Genomic DNA, 26,901 nt, shown 5'->3' on the forward strand with positions numbered 1-26,901 from the left:
GATGCCCCGCTGCCGTCGCACCGGCCCGCACCCGCCGTCCGGCAACGGCACGAACATCACCGAGCTGCGGAGATCACCCCTTCGGCGGCGGCGGACGAGACGGGAGAAGGGGCGCGCCGAGAGAAGCACGCGGGTCCCGAGAGGCCGCACGTGGGCGAGAGGACCGAAAGGACCGAGCACGCCAAACATGCCGAGCACGTCAAGAACGGCAAGAAGCACAAGGAGGGTAAGAAGGGGAAGAAGAAGCGAAAGAAGGGCAGGAAGCACAGGAGGAAGGGGATGAAGGTCACATGGTGGGAGCGGACCGGGCAGTCCAGGAACAAGCGGTCCGAACGGTCCGAGCCCGCCGAGCCCACCAAGCCGGCCAGGACAGTCGAGCCGGCCACGACAGTCAAGACGGCTGAACCGGCTCAACCAGCCAAAACGACGAGGACGGCCGAACCGGGCCACCGGGCAACCCAGCGCCCCGCCGGTTCGCCCACCGGTCGGCCCGCCCACCCCCTCCCGTACAAAGGCGCGGGCCCCCACCCCGACCGGGATGAGGGCCCGCGCCCGATGCGCTGATGCGCCGAGCGGAGGAAGGTCAGCCGCCCAGGATCTCGCGCGCCAGGCGCGCGGTCTCCGACGGGGTCTTGCCGACCTTGACGCCGGCGGCCTCCAGGGCCTCCTTCTTCGCCTGGGCGGTGCCGGAGGAGCCGGAGACGATGGCGCCGGCGTGGCCCATGGTCTTGCCCTCGGGCGCGGTGAAGCCCGCGACGTAGCCGACGACCGGCTTGGTGACGTTGGCCTTGATGAAGTCGGCCGCACGCTCCTCGGCGTCGCCGCCGATCTCACCGATCATGACGATCAGCTCGGTGTCGGGGTCGGCCTCGAACGCCTCCAGGGCGTCGATGTGGGTGGTGCCGATGACCGGGTCGCCACCGATGCCGACGGCCGAGGTGAAGCCGATGTCGCGCAGCTCGTACATCATCTGGTAGGTCAGCGTGCCGGACTTCGACACCAGACCGATGCGGCCGGGCTTGGTGATGTCGCCCGGGATGATGCCGGCGTTGGACTGGCCGGGGCTGATCAGGCCGGGGCAGTTCGGACCGATGATGCGGGTCTTGTTGCCCTTGCTCTTCGCGTACGCCCAGAAGGCGGCGGAGTCGTGGACCGCGATGCCCTCGGTGATCACGACGGCGAGCGGGATCTCGGCGTCGATGGCCTCGACGACGGCGGCCTTGGCGAAGGCCGGCGGCACGAAGAGGACGGAGACGTCCGCGCCGGTCTTCTCCATCGCCTCCTTGACGGAGCCGAAGACCGGGACCTCGGTGCCGTCGAAGTCGACGGTGGTGCCGGCCTTGCGCGGGTTCACGCCGCCGACGATGTTGGTGCCGTCACCGAGCATCAGCTTGGTGTGCTTCATACCGGTGGCGCCGGTCATCCCCTGGACGATGACCTTGCTGTCCTTGGTGAGGAAGATAGCCATGGTGTTGGAGTCCTCGTCCCTTACTTCGCAGCCGCGAGCTCGGCGGCCTTGTCGGCCGCGCCATCCATGGTGTCCACGCGCTGCACGAGCGGGTGGTTCGCGTCGGAAAGGATCTTGCGACCCAGCTCCGCGTTGTTGCCGTCCAGGCGCACGACCAGCGGCTTGGTGACGTCCTCGCCCTTGGACTTCAGCAGCTCCAGGGCCTGGACGATGCCGTTGGCGACCTCGTCACAGGCGGTGATGCCACCGAAGACGTTGACGAAGACGGACTTGACGTCCGGGTCGCCGAGGATGATCTCCAGGCCGTTGGCCATGACCTCGGCGGAGGCGCCGCCACCGATGTCGAGGAAGTTGGCGGGCTTGACGTTGCCGTGCGCCTCACCGGCGTACGCGACGACGTCCAGGGTGCTCATGACGAGACCCGCGCCGTTGCCGATGATGCCGACCTCGCCGTCGAGCTTGACGTAGTTCAGGCCCTTGGCCTTGGCGGCGGCCTCCAGCGGGTTGGCGGCGGCCTTGTCCTCCAGCGCCTCGTGCTCGGGCTGGCGGAAGTCGGCGTTGTCGTCGAGCGAGACCTTGCCGTCCAGGGCCAGGATGTCACCGGAGGCGACCTTGGCGAGCGGGTTGACCTCGACGAGGAGCGCGTCCTCGGCGACGAAGGTCTTCCACAGGGTCACCATGACCTCGGCGACCTTCTCGGCGACGTCCTCGGGGAACTTCGCCTGGGCGACGATCGCGCGGGCCTTCTCGATCGTGACGCCCTCGTTGGAGTCGACCGGGACCTTGGCGAGCGCCTCGGGGGTCTTCTCGGCGACCTCCTCGATGTCCATGCCGCCCTGCACCGAGGCCATGGCCAGGAAGGTGCGGTTGGCGCGGTCGAGGAGGTACGAGACGTAGTACTCCTCGACGATCTCGGGAGCCGTCTCGGCGATCATCACCTTGTGGACCGTGTGGCCCTTGATGTCCATGCCGAGGATGTCCGTCGCGCGGGCGACGGCCTCGTCCGGGGTCGCCGCCAGCTTCACGCCGCCGGCCTTGCCCCGGCCGCCGACCTTCACCTGCGCCTTGACGACGGACTTGCCGCCGAGGCGCTCGGTCGCCGCGCGTGCCGCTTCAGGCGTGTCGATGACTTCACCGGCCAGCACCGGTACACCGTGCTTGGCGAAGAGGTCCCTCGCCTGGTACTCGAACAGGTCCACGCGCGTCCGTCCCTTGTCTACTCAGAATCGCCGTAGTGATCGCGGTTCGTTGTCTGCATGGGCGTGCCGCGAAGGGCAACGTGACGGCGGTGTCACAGGGGAGGCGTAACGGTGTCCGGTACGCGGCATGTCCGTCTCGCAGGTTATCGCCGCGGGACCTGGCTCCCTAAATCGCAGATCACACTGCGGCGGTGATAACAGTCACACGGCCGTCAACCGATCTTCGGTACGGCGCGCCGCCCGCTTTCCCGCCGTTTCCTTCTTACGGCTCTCCCTTTTCCTTCTCGCGGCTGCCCTTTCGGGCCTCGATTCGGGTCTTTTTCCCGGTTTCGGTTCGGGTCTCGCTTCGAGTCTCGGTCCGGGCGTCCCTCCGGGTTTTCCCCGCAGCCGTACGGCGCGACTCCTCGCCGTGCTGCGGATGGGGGCTGGCCGGATGAGGCGTGCGTCACTGATGTGTGCCTCTGTATGCCTCACCATGACTGTGCCGTGTCCGGTATCGGCAGCGGCCTCTTCTCGATCGCGGCGGCCATCACCTCCGGGAACGCGTCGGGCGTACAGGCGAACGCGGGAACGCCCAGCGCCGCGAGGGCCGCCGCGTGCTCACGGTCGTAGGCGGGCGCGCCCTCGTCCGACAGCGCCAGCAGCGTCACGAACCGCACTCCGGACGCCTTCATCGCCGCGACGCGCTTGAGCATCTCGTGCCGGATGCCGCCCTCGTACAGGTCGCTGATGAGGACGACGACGGTGTCGGCCGGGCGGGTGATCCGGGCCTGGCAGTAGGCCAGCGCGCGGTTGATGTCCGTACCCCCGCCGAGCCGGGTACCGAAGAGGACGTCCACGGGGTCCTCCATCCGGTCGGTCAGGTCCACCACGGCGGTGTCGAAGACGACCAGGCGGGTGGTGAGCGCACGCATCGACGCCAGCACCGCGCCGAACACCGACGCGTAGACGACCGAGGCGGCCATCGACCCGGACTGGTCTATGCAGAGGACCACCTCCTTCTTCACGGTCCGCGCGGCCCTGCCGTAGCCGATCAGCCGTTCGGGGACGACCGTGCGGTGCTCGGGCAGGTAGTGCTTCAGGTTCGCGCGGATCGTGCGGTTCCAGTCGATGTCGCCGTGACGAGGTCTGACGGTCCGGGCCGAGCGGTCCAGGGCGCCGGTCAGCGCGGCACGCGTACGGGGCGCCAGCCGCTTCTCCAGCCGCGTGAGGACCTTGCGGACCACGGCCCGCGCGGTCTCCTTCGTCGTCTCCGGCATGATCTTGTTGAGGGTGAGGAGCGTCCCGACCAGATGGACGTCCGCCTCCACGGCTTCCAGCATCTCCGGCTCCAGGAGCAGCGTGGACAGACCGAGCCGCTCGATGGCGTCCCGCTGCATGACCTGGACGACGGGGGCCGGGAAGTACGTACGGATGTCGCCGAGCCAGCGTGCGACACCCGGCGCCGAGGCCCCGAGCCCGCCCGGACGCCCGGCTCCCTCCCCCGGTCTCCCCCCGCTTCCGGACCGGCCCTCCCTTCGGCCGTAGAGCGCCTCCAGCGCCCCGTCCATGCCCGCGTCCCGCCCCTGCAGCGCGCAGCCGGTTCCCTCGGCGGCCCCGCCCCCGAGCACCAGACGCCACCGTCGCAACCGCTCTTCTTCCGCTTCCACCCCGCCACTGCTCCCTCCGCCAAGCTCCCCCGGCCCTGTCACGCCGGCGGCGCCGTCATCCCGGCCCCGTTGCCCCGGCTACGTCATCTCTTCGCCTCTTCGCCCCTTCGCCCCTTCACCTCCGCTTTCTCTCCTCCCTCTCCTCACTCTCCTCCCTCGCTTCCCTACTCCTCCGGCTCATGGGCCGGGTCCGTCACGTTCGTTCCGGTCAGGTCCAACAGCACGCGGAGCGTGGGCAGTACGGCGGCGGCACGGTCCCGGTCCAGGCCGGGGCCGAAGCCGGGCGCCGCCGCGTCCTGGCCGCCGGAGCCGCTGCCCGGTGCGGCGGTCGCGCCGACGGGGCCGCGCCGGACCAGCTCACCCAGAGTGCGCCGTACCGCGGGGTCGTACTCCGCGAACGTCCGCCGCAGCAGCGGCAGTACGTCGGTGAAGGCGTCGGCCGGTATCCCCGTCAGCCAGCCGTCCACCAGGGCGAGCAGCCGCTCGTCGTGGACCAGCAGCAGCCCTCCGCCGTCCCCGCCTCCGAAGAAGCCCTCGATCCAGGCCGCCGCCCGGGGCGGCGGGGTGCCGGGCGACAGGGCGAGCCCCATCAGCCGCTCCGCGCCACCGTCCGCCGTCCGGCCGTCGTCCAGCAGCAGCCGGGCCGCCCGCCCCCGGACCAGCCCCGCCACCGCGTCCCGGACGGCCAGCTTGTGCAGCACCATCGACCAGCGCGCCCGCAGTCCCGCACCGGCACCGGACATCCCGGCTCCGAACGTCCCGGACTCGGACTTCCCGGCTCCGGGCGTCCCGGACCCGGACTTCCCGGGCCCGCGGGGTGGTCCCGTGTCCGTCTGGCCGAGGAGGACGACCGCCTGGTGTGTCGCGTCCAGGTGGCGGCGCATTTCCGCGGCGCCTTCCTCGTCCAGCCCCACGCAGGCGGGCGGCAGTCCGACGAAGACCCGCTCGGCCAGCCCCGTCGCCACCTCTCCGAGCGCGGTGGCATCCGTGCCGCGCACATCGCCGTACCGTACGGAGCGCACGAGGGCGGGCAGGGCCTGCGCGAGGTGGCCCACGTCCGCGTCCAGCGCCGCCCGGTCCGTCAAGGCGCGCATGACCACCGGGAGCGCGTCCGGGAGGCCGGCCAGCAGACAGCGTTCGGCGAGCGCGGTGACGTCGGCGAGGGTCCGTGCCCCGACCGCGTCCGCCTCGGCCCTGGACGTGGCGGCGGACACCACCGTCGTACCCCAGATACCGGCCTCCGCCACCCGTACGGACAACTCCGGCTCCCAGCGCAGCCGCCAGCTCTCGCGGAAGGTGCCGGTGCCCGTGCGTGGCGGGGCGGGCTCGCCCCAGGGGACGCCCAGGAGCCGCAGCCGGTGCAGCAGCCGGCTGCGGGCGGCGTCCGTGTCCTTGCGCAGGTCCAGTTCGAGGTCGCGGTCGTGCGCCTCGGGTTTGAGGCGCAGGGAGCGCTGCTCCCGGTCGATGTCCCGCTGGAGCGGTACCGCGGGCGCGCCCTCGGGGACCTCTCCCAGGGCGTCCCCGACCACGAGACGGTCGTGGATCAGGGAGGACGGCGCGTCGGACCCGTCCCCCATCACGGCACGGACCGCGTCGCCCGCCTCGGTCAGCCCGGCCAGCGGTCGTCCCCGCAGGACGGCCAGCGTCTCTGCGAGCCGGACGGCCTCGATGACGTGTGCCGGGGAGACCGCGTAGTCCTCCGCCCGCAGCAGCCCGGCGACCTTGGTCATCCAGCGCTGGAGGGGACGGTCCGGTGCGCTGAAGAGGTGGGCGTACCAACCGGGTGAGTCGATGCCCGCGCCGTAGCCGCTGCGGCGGGACAGCCTCCGGTGCGTCCAGGGCACCCATGTGAGGGTGGCCTTGGCCTTGGGCAGCCCTTTGAGCAGTGCGCGGTCGGCGGCCACCGTGCTCCTGGCCATCAGCGCCGGCACATGCCACGCCCCGCACACCACGGCGACCTGCTCCCCGAACTCCCGCCGTGCCTCCCGCAGTCGCAGCCGCATATGGGCCTCACGCACCGCGTCGTGATCGCCCCCGCCGTGGCCGGGTCCGCCCTGCGCGGGTCCGGCCTGCCCGGGTCCGGCCTGCGCTTGTCCGGCCCGGTCGTACGCCTCCCGCAGTGCGGTCATGGCGTCCGCCAATGCCAGGAACGGTGCCAGGACGTCACTGTTCCCTGCGTCATCACCGGCATCGGCCGCCCAGTCGGCCTCTTCCGTGCCACGGTGCTCGACCGCGTCCTCCCACCAGCGCTCCGGGTCGTCGTACCCGGCCGCCCGCGCCAGCACCGCCAGCGGGTCGATCCGCGCCGCCCGCACCACCCGCGTCGAGCCGTCAGGCCGGGACTCCGGCTCTCTCCCCTCCGGCCCCTCCAACTGGTCCGGCCGGTCCGGGCGGTCCGACCGGTCCGGGCCCACCGGTTCCGTCGCCCCAGGCTCGGTGAGGGCGAGCGTATGGGCCGCGGGCAGGTCGATGAAGCGCACCGGGACGCCCCGGGCCACGGCCCACCGCAACGCCACCCACTCCGGGGAGAACTCCGCCAGCGGCCAGAACGCCGCCCGTCCGGGGTCGTCCAGCACATGGGCGAGCAGGGCCACCGGTGGGCGCATCCCCTCCTCCCCGGCCAGGTGCGCCATCGCGTCCGCCTCGGGCGGGCCCTCGATCAGCAGCGCCCCGGGCTCGTACCGCTCCAGGACCGCGCGCACCGCCCGCGCCGAGCCGGGCCCGTGATGGCGCACCCCCATCAGGAGCGGCCAAGGCTGCCCGTTCATGCGCCGGCCTCCCGGCAGGCGCGGTAGAAGTCCTTCCAGCCCTCGCGCTCGCGCACCACCGCTTCCAGGTACTCCTGCCACACGACACGGTCCGCGGCCGGGTCACGGACCACCGCGCCCAGGATGCCGGCGGCCACGTCCCCGGGCCGCAGCACGCCGTCGCCGAAGTGGGCGGCCAGCGCCAGGCCGCCGGTCACCACCGAGATGGCCTCGGCCGTGGAGAGCGTGCCCGAGGGGGATTTGAGTTTCGTACGGCCGTCGGCGGTGATGCCGTCCCGCAGTTCACGGAAGACCGTGACCACCCGGCGGATCTCGTCCATGCCGTCGGGCGCCGCCGGCAGTTCCAGCGAGCGGCCGATCTGCTCGACACGGCGGGAGACGATGTCCACCTCCTCCTCGGGGGTCGCGGGCAGCGGCAGGACGACCGTGTTGAAGCGGCGGCGCAGGGCGCTGGACAGCTCGTTGACCCCTCGGTCCCGGTCGTTGGCCGTGGCGATCAGGTTGAATCCCCGGACCGCCTGCACCTGTCGGCCCAACTCCGGGACGGGAAGGACCTTTTCGGAGAGGACGGTGATGAGCGAGTCCTGTACGTCGGCGGGGATGCGCGTCAGTTCCTCGACGCGCGCGGTCATGCCCTCCGCCATCGCGCGCATGACCGGGCTCGGTACCAGCGCTTCCGTGCTGGGGCCGTGTGCGAGGAGGTGTGCGTAGTTCCAGCCGTAGCGGACGGCCTCTTCAGAGGTGCCGGCCGTGCCCTGCACCAGCAGGGTGGAATCCCCGCTGATCGCCGCCGCGAGGTGCTCGGACATCCATGTCTTGGCCGTGCCGGGGACGCCCAGGAGCAGCAGCGCCCGGTCGGTGGCCAGGGTGGCGACCGCGACCTCGACGATCCGCCGCGGGCCCACGTACTTCGATGTGATCACCGTGCCGTCGGGCAGCGCGCCGCCGAGCAGATAGGTCGCGACGGCCCAGGGCGACAGGCGCCAGCGCTCCGGCCTGGGCCGGTCGTCGGCAGCGGCCAGCGCCTCCAGTTCTGCCGCGAAGGCGACTTCCGCGTACGGGCGCAGTACGTCCGCGCCGCTCGCGCGGGCGCCCGCGCCGATACCGGTTCCGGTGCCGGTTCCGGTTCCGGTCCCGTCCGCGGCGTCGTGGGTGGTGGTCTCGGTCATGGCTCCCCCTCCTCGCAAGGCGTGCGGCCCGCACCCGCCTTCCGCCGGCCGCTTGCGGAACCAACCCTGCACCACCCCACTGACAATCACCGGAAAACCGGCTCTGACCTGCGACTTGAGCGGGTACATGGCAACGCTCCGGGCCGTCCGGCAGCCGCCCTTCGCCGCGTGTCTGCGCACGTGCGGAGAAATGCCGGGGTGGATCAGCGGCGAGGTGGTGGGCCAAGTCGACGGCGAACTCGTCGTCGGTGCAGGTCAGGACGATTGTCAGTGGTGGGCCTTAGCGTCGTGGGCATGGCATCGCAGGGGGAACGCAAGACGACGGAACGGGTGCCCGCGCCCGCGCCTGACGGAGCATCAGGCGTGGCGGGTGACCGAGGCGATCGGCTCGCGGCGCGGGACCGGGCCGGGGCGCGGACAGCCGCGGGGGCGGAAGCCGCCCGCCGCCGGGCAGAGCTGCGCGCGCGGCGGATCGGGGCCGGCGCCTCGGAGCTGGAGCAGCGTCTGGAGGATCTGCTGCACTCCGGCCTGGCCACCGCCGGCCGCGCCGGGTACGGCTCCTGGGAGGAGACCGCGGCGCGCATGGTCGACGCCCAGGCGCCCGGGCTCGCCGCGCGCGTACGGGAACTGGCGTCGGTCACCGCCTCCGGACCCGACTGGCCCGCCCGTCTCCTGGAGGAGTGCGCCCTGCTGCACCTCCTCGACCAGGGCTTCCTCGGCATCGAACGGCTCCCGGCGCCGCTCGCCGCGACGGTCCGCTCCCGCGTCGGACTGACCACGGACACCGCCGAGGTCCTGTCCGGGCCGGACGCCACCACCGTCCGGGACCGCTGGCTGGTGCTGGCCCAGCAGGACGGCGAAGAGGGAAGGCTGACCACGCGGCGGATATGGCTGCGCGGCGAGCGGACCGGCCGCATGGCGCTGCACCTCTCCTACGGCGGCCCGGACCGCCCTCTGGGCCTCGCCCTGCCACCGGGGCAGCTCCTGGACGCCGACCTCGCCTACTACCCGGGCGCCCGCCCGCTGCGGGCCGCGCTGGGCGACCGGCACGCCCCCATGGCCCCCGGGCCCGTACCGCCGGGCAGCGGGGTGGACGCCGCGCTGGCCGCGTACGGCGACTCCCTGCGGGACGACCCGTGGCTCGACGCCTGGCCGGTCGTGCTGACCGACGTCGTTCCGATACCGCCCGCCGGGGGCACTTCCCGGACGGAGCCCGGGGAGGAGCCGGGTGGCAACTGGCCGACGCGGACGGCGAGTCCGCCCTCCCCGTCGACATGCGCCGGACCGGCCGTACGGGCCTGTGGAAGCTGGCGTCCATATCCGGCGGTGAGCCGGTGACGGTCTTCGGGGAGTGCGGCCACCGGGGCTTCGTACCCCTGACCGTCTGGGATCCGCAGCCGGTCCCCTTGTGAGCCGGGGCGGGCCGCCACCCGTACCACGGTGTGCGGAGGCCGGGGCCGGAAGGCGCGGACGGGCAGCGGCGACGGAGGGCACGACCGCGCTTGCCGCCCCGCCCGATGCCCGGCCGCTCCACACGTCGCCCTCCCCCGCCCGGCCAACGTCGTACAGCACGCCCTACAGCACGCCCCACGGACCCCTTGGAGGGACGTCATGAACGGCAACACCGCCACCGCCCCCTGGGGCGAGCTGGTGACCGCGGCACTGCTCGGCACGGAACGGCGCACTCCGCCGGTCCCGGGACGCGCCGGCCAGGGCCCGGCCGCCGCGCTGCTGGACGCGGCGGCGGTGAGCACCGTACGGCGCCGGGCGGCGCTGCGCCCCGCGCCGGCCGGTGAGCGGCCCGTACCCGCTCCGGCGGACCCGCGGCCCCCACTGCCGCCCGCGGCGCGGCGCCGCCTGGAACTGCTGCTCGCCGACCGCGGCGGCACGAATCCCGCAACCCGGCGCGGTACGGCCCCCGACCTCACCGAACTGCTGCCGCAGTGGCTGGCCGCCGCCGGGGAACACGGCTACCGGGCACCGGAAGCCCTGTTGCCCGCGCTGCTGGACGCGGCCCGGGCCCGTACGGACCTGCGGTCCGCCGCGCTCGCGCTGGCCGGCCCGCGGGCCCTGTGGCTGGCGCGGCTCAACGAGGAGTGGAAGTTCGCGCTGCGGGGGGCCGGCAGCACGGCAGCGGCGGCTGCGGCCGGGGACCCCGAGCGGGTACGGCGGTTGTGGGAGGAGGGGCTGTTCGCCGAGCGGGTGACGCTGCTGGTGGCGCTGCGCCGACGCGATCCGCGCGCCGGGCGGGAGCTGCTCGCCGCCACCTGGGCCACCGAGCGGGCCGAGGACCGGCTGATGTTCCTGGACTCGCTGCGCGAGGGGCTCTCGCCCGCCGACGAGCCGTTCCTGGAGCAGGCGCTGTCCGACCGCAGCCGCAACGTACGGGCCACGGCCGCCGAGTTGCTGTCCACGCTGCCCGGTTCCGCGCTGTCCCGCCGGATGGCCGAACGGGCCCGCTCGTGCGTCGGCCTGGACCGTACGGACGGGGTGGCCCATGGGGACCACGGTCCTACCGGTGAGCACGGGCGCCAGGAAGCCCACGGGGCGCACGGGGCGCACGGGGCCTCCGAGAACCACCTGTCCCACGGGGAGCGCGAAGAGACCGGCCGCGAGCGCGGAGAGGCCGGCGGGCGCGGGGCCGGGGCCGGCGGACGCGGGGCCGGCGGTCCGGTGGTCGTCGTGGAGGCGCCGCACGAGTGCGATGCCGGGATGCAGCGGGACGGGATCGTCGCGAAGCCACCGACGGGGCGCGGCGAGCGGTCGTGGTGGCTGGGCCAGTTGGTGGAGTCGGCGCCGCTGGGCGACTGGCCGGAGCGGCTGGGCGGCCTGGACCCGGCGGCGATCGTGGCACTGCCGGTGGCCGACGGCTGGCGTACGGAGCTGCACGACGCCTGGTGCCGGGCGGCGGTGCGCCAGCGCGACGCCGCCTGGGCCCGTGCGCTGCTCGGTTCCCCCACCACTCCTCCACCGGGAACCGAGGTGCCCCCGGCAGGCTCGTCACGAGACCTGGCGAAGCTGCTGGCGGTGCTGCCGAACGGGGAACGTGCGGCGTGGGTCGCGCGGTTCATAGCGGCTCATGGGCTGTCCGACGCGTTCCGGATGCTCGGGGTGTGTGCCGTGCCCTGGTCCGAGGAACTGGGCCGGGCCGTGGTGGACGCGCTGGACATCGCGCGAGAAGCCGGCAGCTACCCGTGGAGCTTCAGCGGGGTCATGGGGCTGGCCGAGCGCTGTCTGGACCCGGCCGCCGCGGACCGGCTGGAGATGCTCACGGCCACCCCCGACGAGCCGGAGAACAGCTCGCCGGGCGCGGTCGGTTACTGGTCGGAGGCATTTCAGCGCCTCGTCGGGACGCTGCGCCTGCGCGCCACGATGCGTACGGAACTCGCCGGGTGACGCCCGCCGTACGCGGCCCGCCGGCCGGGCCCGACCCGGGCCCGGCCCCCGTAGACCGTCCATGCCGTCCCAACCCACCGAGCCCACGAGGGGAGCCGGAAGTGTCAGGCAGCGAGCTGGCGGATGTTGGCGTTGACCCACTCGACGATCGAGGCGGTCGTCGCGCCCGGGGTGAAGATCTCCGCGACGCCCTGCTCCTTGAGGGGAGCGATGTCCGCCTCGGGGATGATGCCGCCGCCGAAGACCTTGATGTCCTCCGCGTCGCGCTCCTTGAGCAGTTCGATCACCTTCGCGAAGAGCGTGTTGTGCGCGCCGGAGAGGATCGACAGACCGATCGCGTCCGCGTCCTCCTGGATCGCCGTGTTGACGATCTGTTCGGGCGTCTGGTGCAGCCCGGTGTAGATGACCTCCATGCCGGCGTCCCGCAGCGCCCGCGCGATGACCTTCGCTCCGCGGTCGTGGCCGTCGAGCCCCGGCTTGGCCACCACCACACGGATCGGTCCCGCGGCGTGCGCCGCGGCCTGTGCCGCCGCGTCCTCGCCGCTCCGGCTCTCCGACCGAGCCCCTTGCTGCCGAGCCACATCCATCACTGCCTCCAAGCCATGCACGGCACCTGTCCCCGGTACGGGAAGGAGCCGCCGAGCCGACAACCGAACGCGCGGCCGCGTCGGCGGCCACAAGGTGAACGAACGTTATCGCCAGCATCCCGTACCCGGTCGTTTCGTGCCCGGGAGGGAGGGGGAAATCACACATGGGACACGTTCGCTAAGCGCTGCGTCACAAGCTCCCTTCCGGTTCCGTGCGCGACGGAGCCGCCCCCGGTAACCCTCCGGGGAGAAGGGCACTCACGGGCGGGGCGCGCGGGGAGCCGCAGTCGGGTTGCCGCACCACCATTCCGTCAGCCGCGCGGTACGGCGGTGCGGACCCGATCACGTACGAGGGCCGGGCACACGAGTCACGTACGAGCGAGGTCGCGTACGAAAGCCGTATGCGGGCGTCGAGCTGTACGGGAGTCATGCACGGGGGTCACGCACGGGTGCCGTGTACGCGAACCGCATACGGGAAGCACGTGCGGGGATCGCCCGCGGAAGCCGCGTACGGGCTACAGGCAGCAGGCAACTCACCTTCGGCTTCCCATGAGGGCACACGGGGGACGGAGCCACCTCCCGCGTGCCGTTCGGGAGGTCGGCCATGAAGACCCTGCCCTTTCTCTGTTCTCTCACCCGCCCCTCCGCGCTGCTGCGCGCGACGGTCGTGGAGCTGGCGATCCTCGCCGGGCACCTGCTCCTGTACCCGACCGGCATCGCCCAGGAACAGCGCCTCACCGACCCGGCCGACGACCCGGACACCGGAACGACCACCGGAACGGCCACCGGCGTGACCACCGGCGTGATCACCGGCCCGGGCGCCGGAACGGCCGGCGGAACGGCCACGGCCATCGGCCCGACCAGGGCAACGGCCATCGGCCAGGCCCCCCGTCCGGCGCCCAACCCGGCCATCGCTCCTGCCATCGCCCCCGCCATCGGTCCGGCCGCCGGCCGTCACGGCGGCGGCCCCACACCGCTGCCGACGGCACAGGACAGTACCCACCTGCCCGTCCTCCTCCTGCACGGCTTCATCGACAACCGTTCCGTCTTCGTCCTGCTGCGCCGTTCCCTGCACCGGCACGGCTGGAGACACGTGGAAGCACTCAACTACTCCCCCTTGACCTGTGACATCCGCCAGGCCGCCGAACTGCTGGGCCGCCATGTGGAGGAGTTCTGCCGGCGTACGGGCCACCACCGGGTGGACGTGGTGGGCCACAGCCTCGGTGGTCTCATCGCCCGTTATTACACACAGCGCCTCGGCGGCGATCACCGCATCCGTACGCTGGTCACACTCGGCACCCCGCACTCCGGCACCCGCGTGGCGCCCTTGATGTCCGCCCATCCGATCGTGCGCCAGATGCGTCCGGATTCGGATGTGATCAAGGAGCTGGCGGCCCCGGCACCGAATTGCCGCACGCATTTCGTGTGCTTCTGGAGCGACCTGGACCAGGTGATGGTCCCGGCGCGGACCGCGCGAATCGATCATGAGGATTTGATCGCGCACAACGTGCAGGTCTCCGGTATCGGACATCTCGCGTTACCGGTCAGCGGGGCGGTCGCCGCCGGAATACGTACGGCCCTCGGCGCCGCGGAAGCCGCACAAGGGACCGGGAAGGCGATTTCGGTGGCCTGAGACCGATGCACCGTGAATCCCGTGGCCGCCGATCAACCCCGGCCCACCTCGAACAAATTTCGAACACGGCGCCAAGAAGTCGATAGGCGCTGCCGATAGGCGGCCAAATGCCCGTTCCCGGAAGGCCCGAAACCTGCCGAAGATTGTCGCCGTCGCGTACCGCCGGGTACAGTCACCGCTAATTCTCCTGCTTCCGAGGCGAAAGAGAAGTGGTGGTGAACGACCGTCACCCGTCGGGGGCTCAGGCCCCGGCCGTCCCCTCTCCCGACGCCTCATATGGGCACTACCCGGCTTACGGATCCACGGCACCGTACGCGCAGCACTACGGGGACCACCCGTCGTACGGACCGCAGGACTCCCCTTCCGGATACGCCGCCTACGGCGAGGGCGATCAGCTCTACAGCACACCGGCCGGCACATACGAGACCAACGGGTACGGGACCAGCGGCTACGGGACCACCGGGTACGCAGCGGACTCATACGACACCAGCTCGTACGGCGCGGGCGCGGACGCCTACGGTGGCGGCACGGGCCCGTACGACACCGGCGCGTACGCCACCGGCGCCGGCCAGCGGCAGGCAGGCGGCTACGACGGCCGCGACGGCTACGACGACCCGTACGCGCACACCGCGTACGACATCAGCGGATGCCCCACGGCCAGTTACGACGTCGCGGCGCTCACCGGTCACGACGCCACCGCGATGTGGCCGGTCACCGGCCATGACCCGGCTCCCGGTATCCCGGCGCAGGCGAGCGCGCCGCGCGGTGAGAGCGGCTACCCGCACGGCGCCGCCTGGGAGGGCACCGCGCCGCACGACACGCACGGCGGCGGGCCGTGGGAAGCCACCGCGCAGTGGGACCTGAGCAGTTACGGCGCGTACGAGGCCGACCCGCACGGTGCCTCGCAGCACGCCGCCCACGGAGCCGGAGCCCAGGACGTCTCCGGGCACCTGGCCGAGACCCAGACCGCCATGGTCCTCACCTTCCCCGCCGACGGCGGCAGCGGTGACGGCGACAGCGGCGGCGCGGGCGGGGACCCGGGCGACGCCCACCGCGCCACCGCGACCGGCGCGGACACCGGATCCGGCACCCACGCCGGCGCCCATGCCGACTCCCACGCCGACACCGCCGAGGCCACCGTCACCGGTGCCGGCAGCGCCTCCGTGGCCGGCAGCCGAGCCGGCGGCCGTAACCGTGGCCGGGGCCGCCGTACCGTCAAGCGCTCCGCGCTGCTGACCGTGGCCGTTCCCTCGGTGGCGGCCATGGGCGTGTGCGCCGTCGCCGCCGCCTCGGTCAGCGGCATCGGCAAGGGCACCGACGGCCGGACCACGCAGGCCACCAAGGAAGTCCCGCCCGTCAAGCCGGCCGCCGCCAACCGGAAGCTCGACACCCAGCTCGCCAGTCTCAGCGCCGGCGCGGACGACTTCGCCGACCGCGCCAGCCGTACGCAGGAACGTATCGATCTCAAGGCCCGCCAGGCGGCGGACCGCAAGCGCCGGGCGGAGGAGGCGGCGCGCAAGGAGGCCGAGCGCCCCAAGTTCCTGCTGCCGGTCAAGCAGCACGGACTGAGCGCCTATTACGGGCAGGCGGGCGTCAACTGGATGTCCGTACACACCGGTATCGACTTCCCGGTCAGTTACGGCACGCCCGTCATGGCCGCGACCGACGGCACCGTACGGACCCAGTGGAACTCCGCGTACGGAAACATGGCGATCGTGACCGCGCCCGACGGCACGGAGACCTGGTACTGCCACCTGAGCAGCACCAGAATCCGGTCCGGTCAGGTCAAAGCCGGAGATCAAATTGCCTATTCGGGCAATTCCGGAAACTCGACGGGTCCGCACCTCCATTTCGAGGTACGTCCCGGTGGCGGCTCGCCCATCGACCCGCTGCCGTGGCTGCGCAGCCACGGCCTCGACCCGAACTGATCACCGCCGATCGTCACCGGTCACCACTTATCGCTGCGGGGCCCACACCGTTGGGCCCCGCTTCCCGTTCCCCCGTCTCCCCGGGTGCCTTACAGCTTTTCCACCGGCGCGTACCGCAGCAGCAGCCGCTTGGGCTTCTCGCCGCCGAAGTCGATCGTCGCCTCCGCGTTGTCACCGCTGCCCTTGACCCCGACGACCGTGCCCAGCCCGAAGCTGTCGTGCGTCACGCGGTCGCCGATCGCCAGGGAGACCACCGGCCGGTCACCGGCCCGGCGGGTGGCGAAGCCGCTCGCCCCCGACCTGCTCCGGGACGAGGACAGCGAGGTACCGATTCCCGTGCCGCCACCGCGTGACCCGGAACCCGGTCCCGAACCGAAGCCCGAGCCGAAGCCGGTGCCGGACAGTGCGCCCATCGACGCCGACGGCGTGGCCGTCCCCGTCCGCTTCCACTCCACGTACTCGTCCGGAATCTCCTCCAGGAACCGCGAGGCGGGGTTGTAGGAGGGCTGCCCCCAGGCGCTGCGCATCGTCGAGCGCGTCACGTACAGCCGCTCACGGGCGCGCGTGATGCCCACGTACGCCAGCCGCCGTTCCTCCTCCAGCTCCTTGGTCTGGCCGAGCGCGCGCATGTGCGGGAAGACCCCGTCCTCCATGCCCGTCAGGAAGACGACCGGGAACTCCAGGCCCTTGGCGGTGTGGAGGGTCATGAGCGTGATGACGCCCGAGCCCTCCTCGTCCTCGTCCGGGATCTGGTCGGAGTCGGCGACCAGCGCCACCTGCTCCAGGAAATCGGGCAGTGTGCCCGGATTGTCCTGACCGCGTTCCTGTTCGAACTCCAGGGCCACAGCGGCCAGTTCCTGGAGGTTCTCGACCCGGGTCTCGTCCTGCGGGTCGGTCGAGGACTGGAGCTCGGCGAGGTACCCCGTACGCTCCAGGACCGCTTCCAGTACGGTCGCGGGCCCGGCACCCGACTCCACGACGGTCCGCAGCTCCTCCATGAGCGTGTTGAAGCGCTTGACAGCGTTGACGGAGCGGGCCGCCATGCCGTACGCCTCCTCGACCCGGCGCAGCGCCTGCGGGAAGCTGATCTTCTCGCGCAGCGAGAGCGCGTCGATCATCGCCTCGGCGCGCTCGCCGATGCCGCGCTTGGGCACGTTCAGGATGCGGCGCAGCGGGACGGTGTCCTCGGGGTTGGCCAGCACCCGCAGGTACGCCAGGACGTCCCGGACCTCCTTGCGCTCATAGAAGCGCACGCCGCCGACGACCTTGTAGGGCAGGCCGACCCGGATGAAGATCTCCTCGAACACACGGGACTGGGCGTTCGTACGGTAGAAGACCGCGACGTCGCCCGCCTTGGCGTCGCCCGCGTCCGTCAGCCGGTCGATCTCCTCGGCGACGAACTGCGCCTCGTCGTGCTCGGTGTCCGCGACATAGCCGGTGATGCGCGGGCCAGCCCCGGCGTCCGTCCACAGGTTCTTCGGGCGGCGGTTCTCGTTGCGCTCGATGACGGCGTTGGCGGCGCTGAGGATCGTCTGCGAGGAGCGGTAGTTCTGCTCCAGCATGATCGTCGTCGCGTCCGGATAGTCCTCCTCGAACTGGAGGATGTTACGGATCGTCGCGCCCCGGAAGGCGTAGATCGACTGGTCGGCGTCGCCCACCACGCACAGCTCGGCCGCGCCCTCGGCCGGCCCCACCAGCTCCCGTACCAGGGTGTACTGGGCGTGGTTGGTGTCCTGGTACTCGTCCACGAGCACGTGCCGGAAGCGGCGGCGGTAGTGGTCGGCCACGTCCGGGAACGCCTGGAGGAGGTTGACCGTGGTCATGATGATGTCGTCGAAGTCCAGGGCGTTGGCTTCGCGCAGCCGCGCCTGGTACATCGCGTACGCCTCGGCCACGGACTTCTCGAAACCGTCGGCCGCCTGGCCCGCGAAGGTCTCCTCGTCGATGAGCTCGTTCTTGAGGTTGGAGACCTTGGCGCTGAAGGACTTCGGCGGGAAACGCTTGGGATCGAGGTCCAGGTCCCGGCAGACCAGCGCCATCAGACGCTTGGAATCGGCCGCGTCGTAGATCGAGAAGGACGAGGTGAAACCGAGCTTCTTGGACTCCCGGCGCAGGATCCGCACACAGGCGCTGTGGAAGGTGGAGACCCACATGGCGTTCGCGCGCGGGCCGACCAGCTCCTCCACCCGCTCCTTCATCTCGCCCGCGGCCTTGTTGGTGAAGGTGATCGCCAGGATCTGGCCGGGGTGGACACCGCGCGCGCCGAGCAGATGCGCGATGCGGTGGGTCAGTACACGGGTCTTGCCGGACCCGGCGCCGGCGACGATCAGCAGCGGCGAGCCGCTGTGCACCACCGCCGCCTTCTGCTGGTCGTTGAGCCCCTCCAGCAGTGCCGCGGGGTCGACGACGGGACGCGGGGCGCCGTCCCGGTAGTACGCGTCCCTTCCCTGGCCCGGGGTGCCGAAGCCGGTCAGGGGCGCGTCGAAGGCGCCCCCGAAGAGGTCGTCCGGGATCTCCTCCGGTGCCGGACCGTCCTCGTCCTCGGGAGGCGGCGGTACCTCGTCCGTTGGCCCGAGGTCCGCCAGGAAGCTGTCGTCAAAGAGGCTGCTCATCGCCCACCGAGTCTAGGCCGCCCCGCTGACAACCCGCCCCGGAGCCGGGGAATCGGTGACGCGGGCCACACATAGGGGCACACGCGGACCGCGGTCAGCCTCCTTCTCGGCGGATCGCGCCCCCGGACGCCTCAGCGGATCACGTCCACAGCACGGCGATGAAGATGTTGACCACCGTCAGCAGCCCCACGGCCCCGAAGAGCGGCTTGGCGACCTTCTCCTCGTCACGCTTGACGTAGACCAGTGCCAGGATCACCACCAGTACGGCCATCTTGACGCCGATCTTGAAGTTGTTGACCGTGTGGTCCTGGGCCTGGTTCAGGCCGACCAGGATGATGCCGGTCACCAGCATCGTCAGAGCGCCGTGCAGCATGGCCGGCACGAAGCGGGCGGTGCCCGCGCCCATCGCCTTCATCTGCGTCAGGAAGCCGCCGAGCAGCGAGGCGATGCCGATGATGTGCAGGCCGACGAAGATATTGGTCACTACGTCCATAGTGTCCGATCGTATCCGCCCTGTATCACCACCTCGCGGGCAGGGCGGTCGCAATCGCCGCTTCGGTCAGGGCTCGCGGGGCCTCGCCCCCATGCCGTACGGCACCCGCTCAGCCCCATTCACGTCTCGGCCGAAAACGGGCAATCCCCGCCAACCGGCGGCACCTTGGCGAGCGCCAGGTTTAGCGTCCTCGTTCAGGCGGTCGACTTCCCACCGCCGCCGGACTCCGCCCCGGCGACAGTCGACCGCTCCCGCCGAGAGGGAAGGCGGCGGCCCGCTCCCCCTGTTACGGGCCGCCGCCCGACCGACCCGGCGGTACACCGATTCCGCGGGCCCGGCCGTCCCCGTACGGCTACGGCCCCGGATACGTACGGCCCGCAAGGGAAGGAAGTGACGGCCCCCGTGGCGTCGCACCGCAAGCCCAGGCACCACCCGCTCGGTCTCCGTCTCAGCCCCGGTAACGGCCTCGGCCGTGGTCTGGCCGGGAACACCGTCCGTACGGCGGCCACGCTGGCCATCGCGGGTGCCGCCACCGCCACCGTCCTGGACGGCACCGGCCACGCCGCTCCCCGTCCCGTCCCCGCCCGGCAGGCACAGCAGGTTCCGGGGCAGGCTTCCGGGCAGTTCCCGGAGCAGACGCAGACCCCGGAGCAGATCGGGCGCCAGGTCGGCCGGCTCTACAAGGAGGCCGAGATCGCGACCGAGGAGTACGACGGCGCCAAGGAGCGGGCCGACCGGGCGGCCAAGGAGCTGGGGCGGCTCCAGGACGAGGCGGCCCGCGCCTCCCGGCGGCTGAACGCCGCACGGGCCGAACTCGGCACGATGGCCGCCTCGCAGTACAGGGCGGGCGGTGTCGACCCGACCGTCCGGCTCGCCCTGTCCGCCGATCCCGACCACTTCCTCGAAGGCGCCACCGTCCTGGACCGGGCCGGCAGCAGCCAGGCCGCCGCCGTCACCTCCTACGCCCGCAGACTGGACGGCGTACGGCAGACCCACGACCGCGCCCAGGAGACGGCCGGCACGCTGCGCGGCGCCCAGAGTGCCCTGAAGAAGCACCGGATCACGATCGTGCGGAAGCTGGCCGCCGCCGAGAAGCTGCTGAACCGGCTGACCGACGAGCAGCGGCACACCCTCATGGGCACCCTGGGGGACGCCTCCGCCGACGGCTCCGGGCCGGCCGAGCGCGCCGGGTCCGTCCACCGCGCCGACCGGTCCGGGGGCCGTACGGGCAGCGGCACGGGCTCCGGCGCCGGTACGGGTTCGGCACCCGGCTCCCCCACCTCCGCACTCATGAGCGCGCAGGCCGCCGCGGCAGCCGCCGAGGCCCCCGACGCCCGTGCCGCGCGCGCCGTCGCCTACGCCTACCGCGCACTCGGCAAGCCGTACGTATGGGGCGCCACCGGCCCGTCCTCGTACGACTGCTCGGGGCTGACCCAGGCCGCCTGGCGGGCCGGCGGCGTCTCCCTGCCCCGTACGACCTACACCCAGATCAACGCCGGAACGCGCGTCAACCGCTCCGAACTCATGCCCGGTGACCTGGTCTTCTTCTACTCCGGCGTGAGCCATGTCGGCCTCTACATCGGCGGCGGCAAGATGATCCACGCCCCGCACCCGGGCGCGCCGGTACGGGTCGCCCCCATCGACCTGATGCCTTTCGCGGGGGCGACCCGGCCGGCCTGAACACCCGCACCGCACTCGCACGGCCGGCGCTCGATCACCGCACCTGGCCCGTGCCTCAAGGCCCGCCCTCGCGCCCCTTACGGCTTGAGCAGTCCGCTCAGCCAGTGGAAGATCTCCGGGACCTGGTTGCGCCACACGGCGGCGGAGTGGCCGCCCGCGTTGGACGGGATCCGCTTGACCTTCACCGTCGTCGGCTTCTTCGCGAGCTGCTGGAGGCCGAGGCCCGCCTGGTAACCGTCGCCCGACGCGCCGGAGATGTACAAGGCGGTGCGCGGCGGCTTGCCCGCCGCGTCGGCGGCCTTGAGGATGTTGATCGGGTTGGACTGCTCACGCAGCTTGGGGTCGCGGCCCGCCAGCGACTTGGTCTCCAGGGCCGGGTCGTTGTAGCCGGAGAGGCCGATGCCCGCGCGGTAGCGGTCCGGGTGGGCCAGCGCCAGCTTCACCGCGCAGTGGGCGCCGGCCGAGTAGCCCGCCACGGCCCACGCACCGGGCTTCGCGGACGCCCGGAAGTTGTCGGTGACCATCTTGCGTACGTCCACGGTCAGCCAGGTGTCGGCGTTGACCTTGCCCGGGATGTTGACGCAGCCGGTGTCGACATCCCCCAGGAGCGTGGTGCGCGGGGCCACCAGAATGAACGGCTTGACCTTGCCCTGCGCCATCAGCGGACGCAACTGCTCACCGGCATTGAGGGTCCCGAACCAGGACTTCGCCGAGCCCGGGAACCCGGGGAGGACCTCCACGACCGGGAACTTCTTGTCCCGGTACGCCGGGTCGTTGTACTGCGGCGGCAGCCACACGTACACCTCGCCGCTGACGCCCGAGAGCCGGCCCTTGAGCTGGGTCTGCTGGACCCCGGCGCCCATCACCGGGTCCGTCGCCGGCTCGAACTTCTGGAGCTGCCTGGGCACATCGCTGATCTTCTTGCCGCCCAGCCCGTCCGCGCCCAGGTCCTTGGCGACCCCGGCGTGATCGGCCGTACCGAGCAGGTCGTCCCAGGTGTCGAAGAGGCTGTTGGCGTTGTTCACCATCACGAAGACCAGGGCGATCGCCGTGACCTGCGCGAACAGCAGCATGAAGAACCGCACCAGGCCCCTGACCAGCCGGGGCCCGCCGATCCGGCCCCACAGTCCGAGCGGCAGCACGATGGCAACGATCACCAGCGCGATACAGGTGAGGAAGAAGGGCGTGCCCGTCAGACTCATCGGCATCTCGTTTCCAGGACGTGCTTCGGCGTGGGGGTCGGTTCCGGCCCCGCCGACGGCAGCGAGCCTCTCCGCCGCCTTAGATAGCCAACGCCCCGCCCTGGGTTGCCCACCGGTCATCCTTTTTTCGTGCCACTGGTCACAACCGGCCCGTCGACCGGCCGGTGGGCTGGTGGGCCGGTGGGCCGGTGGGCCGGCCAGCCGACTGGTTACGACCAGCCGGTGGCAACCGGCTCACCGTCCGGCTCACTGGCCGGCTCACCGGCCGAGGCGGTCATGGCCCGTCCGCCCACCACCTGGACGGCACGGCCGTCCGGCCGGCCCGTCAACGGCCGGCCACGGCGTACGGACGCGGGCGCTCAGACCAGGCGGCGGGCGGTCGCCCAGCGGGTCAGCTCATGGCGGTTGGAGAGCTGGAGCTTCCTGAGCACGGCGGAGACATGGGACTCGACCGTCTTCACGGAGATGAAGAGCTGCTTGGCGATCTCCTTGTACGCATAACCGCGGGCGATCAGCCGCAGCACCTCGCGCTCACGCTGGGTGAGGCGGTCCATGTCCTCGTCCACCGGCGGCGCGTCCGTGGAAGCGAAGGCGTCCAGGACGAAGCCGGCCAGCCGCGGGGAGAAGACCGCGTCACCTTCCTGCACCCGGAAGATCGAGTCGACCAGGTCCTTACCGGTGATCGTCTTGGTGACATAGCCACGGGCTCCGCCCCGGATCACGCCGATGACGTCCTCGGCGGCGTCCGAGACGGACAGCGCCAGGAACCGTACCGGGCGCTCGGCGTCGGCCATCATGGCCGCACTGCGGCGCAGCACCTCGACGCCACCGCCGCCGGGCAGGTGGACGTCCAGGAGGACGACCTCGGGGCGGGTCGCGGTGATGACCGTGATCGCCTGGTCGACGTCGGCGGCCTCCCCGACGACCTCCACGCCCGTACGGTCGGTCTCCCCGATCTCGGCCTGGACTCCTGCACGGAACATCCGGTGATCGTCCACCAGTACGACACGTACCGTTCGCCCCGGCCCCTCCCCCGCCTGGGTACCGGCTTCGCTCCGACCGTCCTGCGCGGCGTCGCTGCTCATCTCGTCCGTCCCGTCCCTGTCCCTCGTCGTCGGCGTACCACCCCATCATCCCGCGCCCGCCACCGCACCCCCGCCGCCCGGCTCCTGCGACAGTCGGACACCCCGCCCGCCTCACCGACGCCCGGTCCCGGCACAGTTCCCGCACCCGGCTCGCCCCGCCGCCACACGCCCACGCACCCGAACGCCCGGGCGTGCCCAGACAACCGCGCGTGCCCAGACAACCACGCGCGAACGCCCCTCAGCCCTTCACCGCCCCCTCAGCTTTTCATCGCCCCTCAACCCTTCGCCGCGCCTCAGCCCTTCCTCGCGCCTCAGCCCTTCCCCGTTCTCCTTCGCCCGCCGCTGCCCTCCGGCTGCCGCAGCGCCCTACGCGCCCGCTCCCCGGACGTCGCTCTCCCGGCGCTCCCTGAGCAGGCGCGTGCAGACGGCACCCCCACGGCGCGCCCCGTGCCACGTCAGGCGTCGCGTTCCATCTCCAGCTCCACCACCGTCCCTCCCTCCGGGGCCGCGCGCAGCCGGGCCGTACCGCCGTGCCGTTCCATGCGTCCGATGATGGACTGCCTTACGCCCATACGGTCCTCGGGCACCGCGTCCAAGTCGAAGCCGGGGCCGTGGTCCCGCACGGAGACGAAGACCGTACGCCCCTCGACCTCCGCGAACGTCTGGACCGGACCGCCCTTGCCGCCGTACTTCGCCGCGTTGACCATCGCCTCCCGCGCGGCCTGCATCTGCGCGCCGAGCTTCTCGTCCAGCGGACAGTCGCCGACGATCACCACCTCGATCGGAACGCCGTGGTGGTCCTCGACCTCGGCAGCGGCCTTGCGCACGGCCTCCGCGAGCGACGCCGGCTCCTGGGCCTCATCCTTGCCCCGGCCCTCGGGTTTGTAGAGCCAGGCGCGCAGCTCACGCTCCTGTGCGCGGGCCAGTCGCGCCACCTCGCGGGAGTCCTCCGCATTGCGCTGAATCAGCGTCAGGGTGTGCAGGACCGAGTCGTGGACGTGGGCGGCGACCTCGGCCCGCTCCTGCGCGCGGATGCGCATCAGCCGTTCCTCGGAAAGGTCCTGCGTCATCCGTACGAGATAGGGGCCCGCGAGCAGCGCGATGCCGACCAGGAGCGCCAGCGAGGCCTGGAGCACCGCGCCCAGATGCCGCACCGATCCCTGGAGGACGACGATGCCCGTCACACCGACGCCCACCAGCAGCACACCGGCCGCGCCGCGCAGCACCGGGAGCATGGCCTTGCGGCGGCCGAGCTCCACCCACTGCGCGCGGCGGGCGTTGTCGGCCTGCCGCCAGACCAGCGCGACGCCCGCGCCTATCAACAGCACCGGCCACAGATAGACGTTCACCCGGCCGAGCTCGAACTTGGAGGCCGCGACGCCCGCGCCTGTCAACAGCGTGAGCAGCGCGAAGACCTGGCCCTTGTCGGGCTTGCGGGCCATCAGCCGCCATCTGCCGCTGCCGTCCTTCTCCCCGGGCGCGAAGCGGGAATCGGCGGGCGTGGCCGGGCGCGGCGCCTCCACCCCGCCGACTCCCAGCGGCACGATGAACCAGAACGCCCCGTAAAGCAGGGCGCCCAGCCCCTCGGCCATGAACAGGGCGAGGAAGACGACCCGGACCCAGGAGACGGGCAGCCCCAGATGACCGGCGAGGCCCCGCGCGACACCGCCGAGCAGCCGCCCGTCGGCGCTGCGGTAGAGCTTGCGCAGGGGCGGATCGTCGGGATCGGGCGCCGGGGCGTAGGGGCCTTCGGCGCGAGGCGCTGCGGTGGTCATGCCGCAAATCGTCACACGGCCGCGCGCCCGCAGGCATCAGGGACGACCCTGAACGCGTCCCTGACCTGCCCCCGACACACGGCCCGCGCACCGGCCGTCCCGCGGCTCTGCGGCAGGTCGCTCAGTCGGCTTCCTCGACACGGAATCCGTCGCGCACCTTGGCGAATATCTCCGCGCTGCTCTGCCATCCGGCGCTGGGCCCGGACACGTAGATCGCGTATTCCTTGCCGCCCTCGCGGCCGAAGCCCAGGTCGATCACCCGGTATTCACGGACCCTGCCCATGAATTTGTACTCCCAGACCGCCGCGGGTTGACCACGGAACATGGTGTCCTGGAGCCGCATGCGCTCGTAGCCGCGGTCCCGGTTCCGCACGATCTGCTCCAGGTCCTCCATGTGCTTGACGTGGTCGGAGCTGGCGAAGTCCAGAACGCTGATCTTTATGTTGACCCGCTGGGTGGGATCGATGTAGTCGATCTCGTGGCGGTCGGGCCAGTACTTGCGGGTCCAGCCCTTCGGTACGGGAAAGGCCACGCCCAGCTCGTTCTCCTCCACCAGACGGTAGCCCTCCGGCACGGGCGGTGGCTTGCTCGCGCTCGTGGAGGGGCTGGGCTTGGCCTTCTGGTCCGGCTTTCGCTCCGGAGAGGCCGGGCCCGTGTTCGCCACCACCTTGTCCGGCGTGGCCGGGTCCAGGTAACCCAGCGCGAAGAACACCCCGCCCGCGGCGGCTGCCGCACCTACCAGGCCCGCCGCGCCCCACGCCGCCGCACGCCCGCGCCTCTTACGGGGCTTCCCGGTGGAGGCGGAGGCGGAAGTGAGCGGCGCCGTGGGCGCGAAGGTGGTGCCATGACCGGTCGAAGAGGTCGGAGAGGACGAAGAGGTTGGAGAGGTGCCGGTCACGTCCGTCCCGGTGAGGGGCGCGTCCGTACGGTTCCCGGGTCCGCCGCCGGGCAGGGTGCCGGACGCCGGCTGCTCGGGGCGGGCGGCGGCCCCCGTGGCCGGCGGTGACTGCGCCGGCTCGTAGGAGGACGTCTGCCCCCGGGGATCCTCCCGGCTTTGGGCCTGAGACCGCTCGGAAACCTGAGCACCACCCGCGACCGTCGTGAACGTGCCCCGAGCCAGGACCGCCGTCTGCGGCTCGGACGCCGGGCCGCGCAGCGCCTGCTCCACGTCCCGGGCCGAGGGCCGCTCCTCCGGCTCCTTGGCGAGCAGCGCCTGGACCAGCGAGGTCAGCGGCCCCGCGTTGCGCGGCGGCTCCAGCGGGTCCATGGCGATGGCGTACGCCGTCTCGACCGCCGTGTTCTTACGGAACGGAGGACGGCCCTCCAGCGCCTGATAGAGCGTCGCGCCCAGCGCCCACAGGTCGGAGGCCGGGCCCGGAGTGCCGCCCTTGACGCGCTCGGGCGCCAGATAATCGATGGAGCCGACCAGTTCCCCGGTCTTGGTGAGGGTGGAGGTGCCGGTCGCGACCGCGATGCCGAAGTCCGTCAGGACCACCCGGCCGTCCTCGCCGAGCAGGACGTTGCCCGGCTTGACGTCACGGTGCAGCACCCCGGCGGAGTGCGCCGCCTGCAGCGCCGCGATCATGCCGCGGCCTATCCGGGCGACCTCGGCCGGGGACATCGGCTCACCGGACAGGGTGGCCTCTTTGACGACGTCGCCGAGTGTCACCGACCGCACGTACTCCATCACGATGCACGGCAGTCCGTCGTCGTCGACGACATCGTGGACGCTGACCACGTTCGGGTGGTTGATCCGGGCCGCGGCCTGCGCCTCGCGGCGGGTGCGCTCGTTGCGCGTCGCGAGTTCGTCCGCATCGAGCTGGGGCGACACGTGCAACCGCTTGACCGCCACCTGACGGCCGAGCAGTTCGTCCCGGGCCCGCCAGACGGTGCCCATGCCGCCCCGGCCTATCTGATCGAGCAGACGGTACCGTCCGGCGACCAGCCGCCCGTCCTCCGCCGCCGCTTCCGTCACCGCACGCCCCTCCGGAACCCCTACGTATCCAGCCCGCAACGATAGTCGCCGCTCCTGGCCGACCGGCACGCCCGGCCCCACATTCTCCAGGACCGGGCGAACCCGTAGGGGACGGGGAACCTGCCAGGTCAGCAGAGGGCGAGGTCAGGCGCCGGATGCAGTGCGGTGCCGGCATCCGCCCGAAGGGGCGGGAGCGGGGGAACCGGAGCGTGCCCCCAGGGGCATCTCAGGGATCGGCCAGGGTTTCCACGGATGCCGCGGGGACCCCGCCCTTGTCACCAT

General features: G+C 72.0%; 16 protein-coding genes and 1 pseudogene. 5 read left to right on the top strand and 12 right to left on the bottom strand.

The genetic code is table 11. From position 1 onward, the window contains the following. Window positions 1–583: 583 nt before the first annotated feature. The 5 genes from sucD to KGS77_RS13130 all read right to left on the bottom strand — a co-directional run bounded on the left by sucD (window position 584) and on the right by KGS77_RS13130 (window position 8,253). Window positions 584–1,468, bottom strand: coding sequence for a succinate--CoA ligase subunit alpha (sucD, locus tag KGS77_RS13110; RefSeq protein WP_242581138.1), 885 nt, complete (start codon window positions 1,466–1,468; stop codon window positions 584–586). 20 nt (window positions 1,469–1,488) lie between these two features. After that, complete coding sequence (gene sucC / locus KGS77_RS13115; protein ID WP_242581140.1) at window positions 1,489–2,667, bottom strand: ADP-forming succinate--CoA ligase subunit beta; 1,179 nt, start codon at window positions 2,665–2,667, stop codon at window positions 1,489–1,491. A 470-nt stretch (window positions 2,668–3,137) separates the two neighbouring features. After that, window positions 3,138–4,358, bottom strand: a complete 1,221-nt coding sequence (locus KGS77_RS13120) for a VWA domain-containing protein (RefSeq protein WP_242581142.1) — start codon at window positions 4,356–4,358, stop codon at window positions 3,138–3,140. Window positions 4,359–4,480: 122 nt separating this feature from the next. Beyond that, window positions 4,481–7,084, bottom strand: a complete 2,604-nt coding sequence (locus KGS77_RS13125; protein ID WP_242581144.1) for a DUF5682 family protein — start codon at window positions 7,082–7,084, stop codon at window positions 4,481–4,483. Further along, a complete protein-coding gene (locus tag KGS77_RS13130) occupies window positions 7,081–8,253 on the bottom strand; it encodes an AAA family ATPase (RefSeq protein ID WP_242581146.1) in 1,173 nt (390 codons plus the stop codon). The genes KGS77_RS13125 and KGS77_RS13130 overlap by 4 nt, the downstream gene beginning before the upstream one ends. 294 nt (window positions 8,254–8,547) lie before the next feature. Between KGS77_RS13130 and KGS77_RS13135 the strand changes: the two are divergent. Together KGS77_RS13135 and KGS77_RS13140 are read left to right on the top strand one after the other, a co-directional pair. Beyond that, window positions 8,548–9,665: pseudogene (locus KGS77_RS13135) on the top strand (hypothetical protein). A gap of 199 nt (window positions 9,666–9,864) precedes the next feature. Further along, window positions 9,865–11,649, top strand: coding sequence for a DUF5691 domain-containing protein (locus tag KGS77_RS13140; RefSeq protein ID WP_242581148.1), 1,785 nt, complete (start codon window positions 9,865–9,867; stop codon window positions 11,647–11,649). Between the two features lie 104 nt (window positions 11,650–11,753). On the opposite strand, the gene KGS77_RS13145 is transcribed toward KGS77_RS13140, so the two are convergent. Next, window positions 11,754–12,236 carry a cobalamin B12-binding domain-containing protein gene (locus tag KGS77_RS13145; protein WP_242581151.1) on the bottom strand — a complete coding sequence of 161 codons (483 nt, stop codon included), beginning with the start codon at window positions 12,234–12,236 and terminating at the stop codon, window positions 11,754–11,756. A gap of 604 nt (window positions 12,237–12,840) precedes the next feature. Between KGS77_RS13145 and KGS77_RS13150 the strand changes: the two genes are divergently transcribed. Both KGS77_RS13150 and KGS77_RS13155 read left to right on the top strand, forming a co-directional pair. Continuing rightward, window positions 12,841–13,869, top strand: coding sequence for an alpha/beta fold hydrolase (locus tag KGS77_RS13150; RefSeq protein WP_242581153.1), 1,029 nt, complete (start codon window positions 12,841–12,843; stop codon window positions 13,867–13,869). Between the two features lie 215 nt (window positions 13,870–14,084). After that, a complete protein-coding gene (locus KGS77_RS13155; RefSeq protein ID WP_242581155.1) occupies window positions 14,085–15,797 on the top strand; it encodes a M23 family metallopeptidase in 1,713 nt (570 codons plus the stop codon). A gap of 89 nt (window positions 15,798–15,886) precedes the next feature. On the opposite strand, the gene pcrA is transcribed toward KGS77_RS13155, so the two are convergent. Both pcrA and KGS77_RS13165 read right to left on the bottom strand, forming a co-directional pair. Next, window positions 15,887–18,409, bottom strand: a complete 2,523-nt coding sequence (gene pcrA, locus KGS77_RS13160) for a DNA helicase PcrA (protein WP_242581158.1) — start codon at window positions 18,407–18,409, stop codon at window positions 15,887–15,889. A 139-nt stretch (window positions 18,410–18,548) separates the two neighbouring features. Next, on the bottom strand, window positions 18,549–18,902 hold the full coding sequence (locus KGS77_RS13165; RefSeq protein WP_242581161.1) for a hypothetical protein: 354 nt from the start codon (window positions 18,900–18,902) through the stop codon (window positions 18,549–18,551). A gap of 390 nt (window positions 18,903–19,292) precedes the next feature. Here KGS77_RS13165 and KGS77_RS13170 point away from each other — a divergent pair, with 390 nt between their 5' ends. After that, the gene (locus KGS77_RS13170) at window positions 19,293–20,582 is read left to right on the top strand and encodes a C40 family peptidase (protein WP_242581163.1); all 1,290 of its coding nucleotides are present in this window, start codon (window positions 19,293–19,295) and stop codon (window positions 20,580–20,582) included. A gap of 77 nt (window positions 20,583–20,659) precedes the next feature. On the opposite strand, the gene KGS77_RS13175 is transcribed toward KGS77_RS13170, so the two are convergent. From KGS77_RS13175 to KGS77_RS13190, 4 genes are all read right to left on the bottom strand, one after another. Next, window positions 20,660–21,784, bottom strand: a complete 1,125-nt coding sequence (locus KGS77_RS13175; RefSeq protein ID WP_242581165.1) for an alpha/beta hydrolase-fold protein — start codon at window positions 21,782–21,784, stop codon at window positions 20,660–20,662. 359 nt (window positions 21,785–22,143) lie between these two features. Continuing rightward, window positions 22,144–22,869: a response regulator transcription factor gene (locus tag KGS77_RS13180; protein WP_277994220.1), complete on the bottom strand. Its 726-nt coding sequence runs from the start codon at window positions 22,867–22,869 to the stop codon at window positions 22,144–22,146. A 455-nt stretch (window positions 22,870–23,324) separates the two neighbouring features. Further along, window positions 23,325–24,644, bottom strand: a complete 1,320-nt coding sequence (locus KGS77_RS13185; RefSeq protein WP_242581169.1) for an ATP-binding protein — start codon at window positions 24,642–24,644, stop codon at window positions 23,325–23,327. Between the two features lie 121 nt (window positions 24,645–24,765). Further along, entirely contained in the window at window positions 24,766–26,619 is a 1,854-nt protein-coding gene (locus tag KGS77_RS13190; RefSeq protein WP_277994221.1) for a serine/threonine-protein kinase, read from the bottom strand. Between the last annotated feature and the right edge of the window lie 282 nt (window positions 26,620–26,901).

The organism is Streptomyces sp. MST-110588 (genome assembly GCF_022695595.1).
In the GTDB taxonomy this organism is placed as follows: Bacteria; Actinomycetota; Actinomycetes; order Streptomycetales; family Streptomycetaceae; genus Streptomyces.

What these genes read in the sequence shown, in the direction of transcription:
- sucD (WP_242581138.1), bottom strand. Translation starts at nt 1,468, where the DNA reads ATGGCTATCTTCCTCACCAAGGACAGCAAGGTCATCGTCCAGGGGATG.
- KGS77_RS13125 (WP_242581144.1), bottom strand. Translation starts at nt 7,084, where the DNA reads ATGAACGGGCAGCCTTGGCCGCTCCTGATGGGGGTGCGCCATCACGGG.
- KGS77_RS13130 (WP_242581146.1), bottom strand. Translation starts at nt 8,253, where the DNA reads ATGACCGAGACCACCACCCACGACGCCGCGGACGGGACCGGAACCGGA.
- KGS77_RS13140 (WP_242581148.1), top strand. Translation starts at nt 9,865, where the DNA reads ATGAACGGCAACACCGCCACCGCCCCCTGGGGCGAGCTGGTGACCGCG.
- KGS77_RS13145 (WP_242581151.1), bottom strand. Translation starts at nt 12,236, where the DNA reads ATGGATGTGGCTCGGCAGCAAGGGGCTCGGTCGGAGAGCCGGAGCGGC.
- KGS77_RS13150 (WP_242581153.1), top strand. Translation starts at nt 12,841, where the DNA reads ATGAAGACCCTGCCCTTTCTCTGTTCTCTCACCCGCCCCTCCGCGCTG.
- pcrA (WP_242581158.1), bottom strand. Translation starts at nt 18,409, where the DNA reads ATGAGCAGCCTCTTTGACGACAGCTTCCTGGCGGACCTCGGGCCAACG.
- KGS77_RS13165 (WP_242581161.1), bottom strand. Translation starts at nt 18,902, where the DNA reads ATGGACGTAGTGACCAATATCTTCGTCGGCCTGCACATCATCGGCATC.
- KGS77_RS13175 (WP_242581165.1), bottom strand. Translation starts at nt 21,784, where the DNA reads ATGAGTCTGACGGGCACGCCCTTCTTCCTCACCTGTATCGCGCTGGTG.
- KGS77_RS13180 (WP_277994220.1), bottom strand. Translation starts at nt 22,869, where the DNA reads ATGAGCAGCGACGCCGCGCAGGACGGTCGGAGCGAAGCCGGTACCCAG.
- KGS77_RS13185 (WP_242581169.1), bottom strand. Translation starts at nt 24,644, where the DNA reads ATGACCACCGCAGCGCCTCGCGCCGAAGGCCCCTACGCCCCGGCGCCC.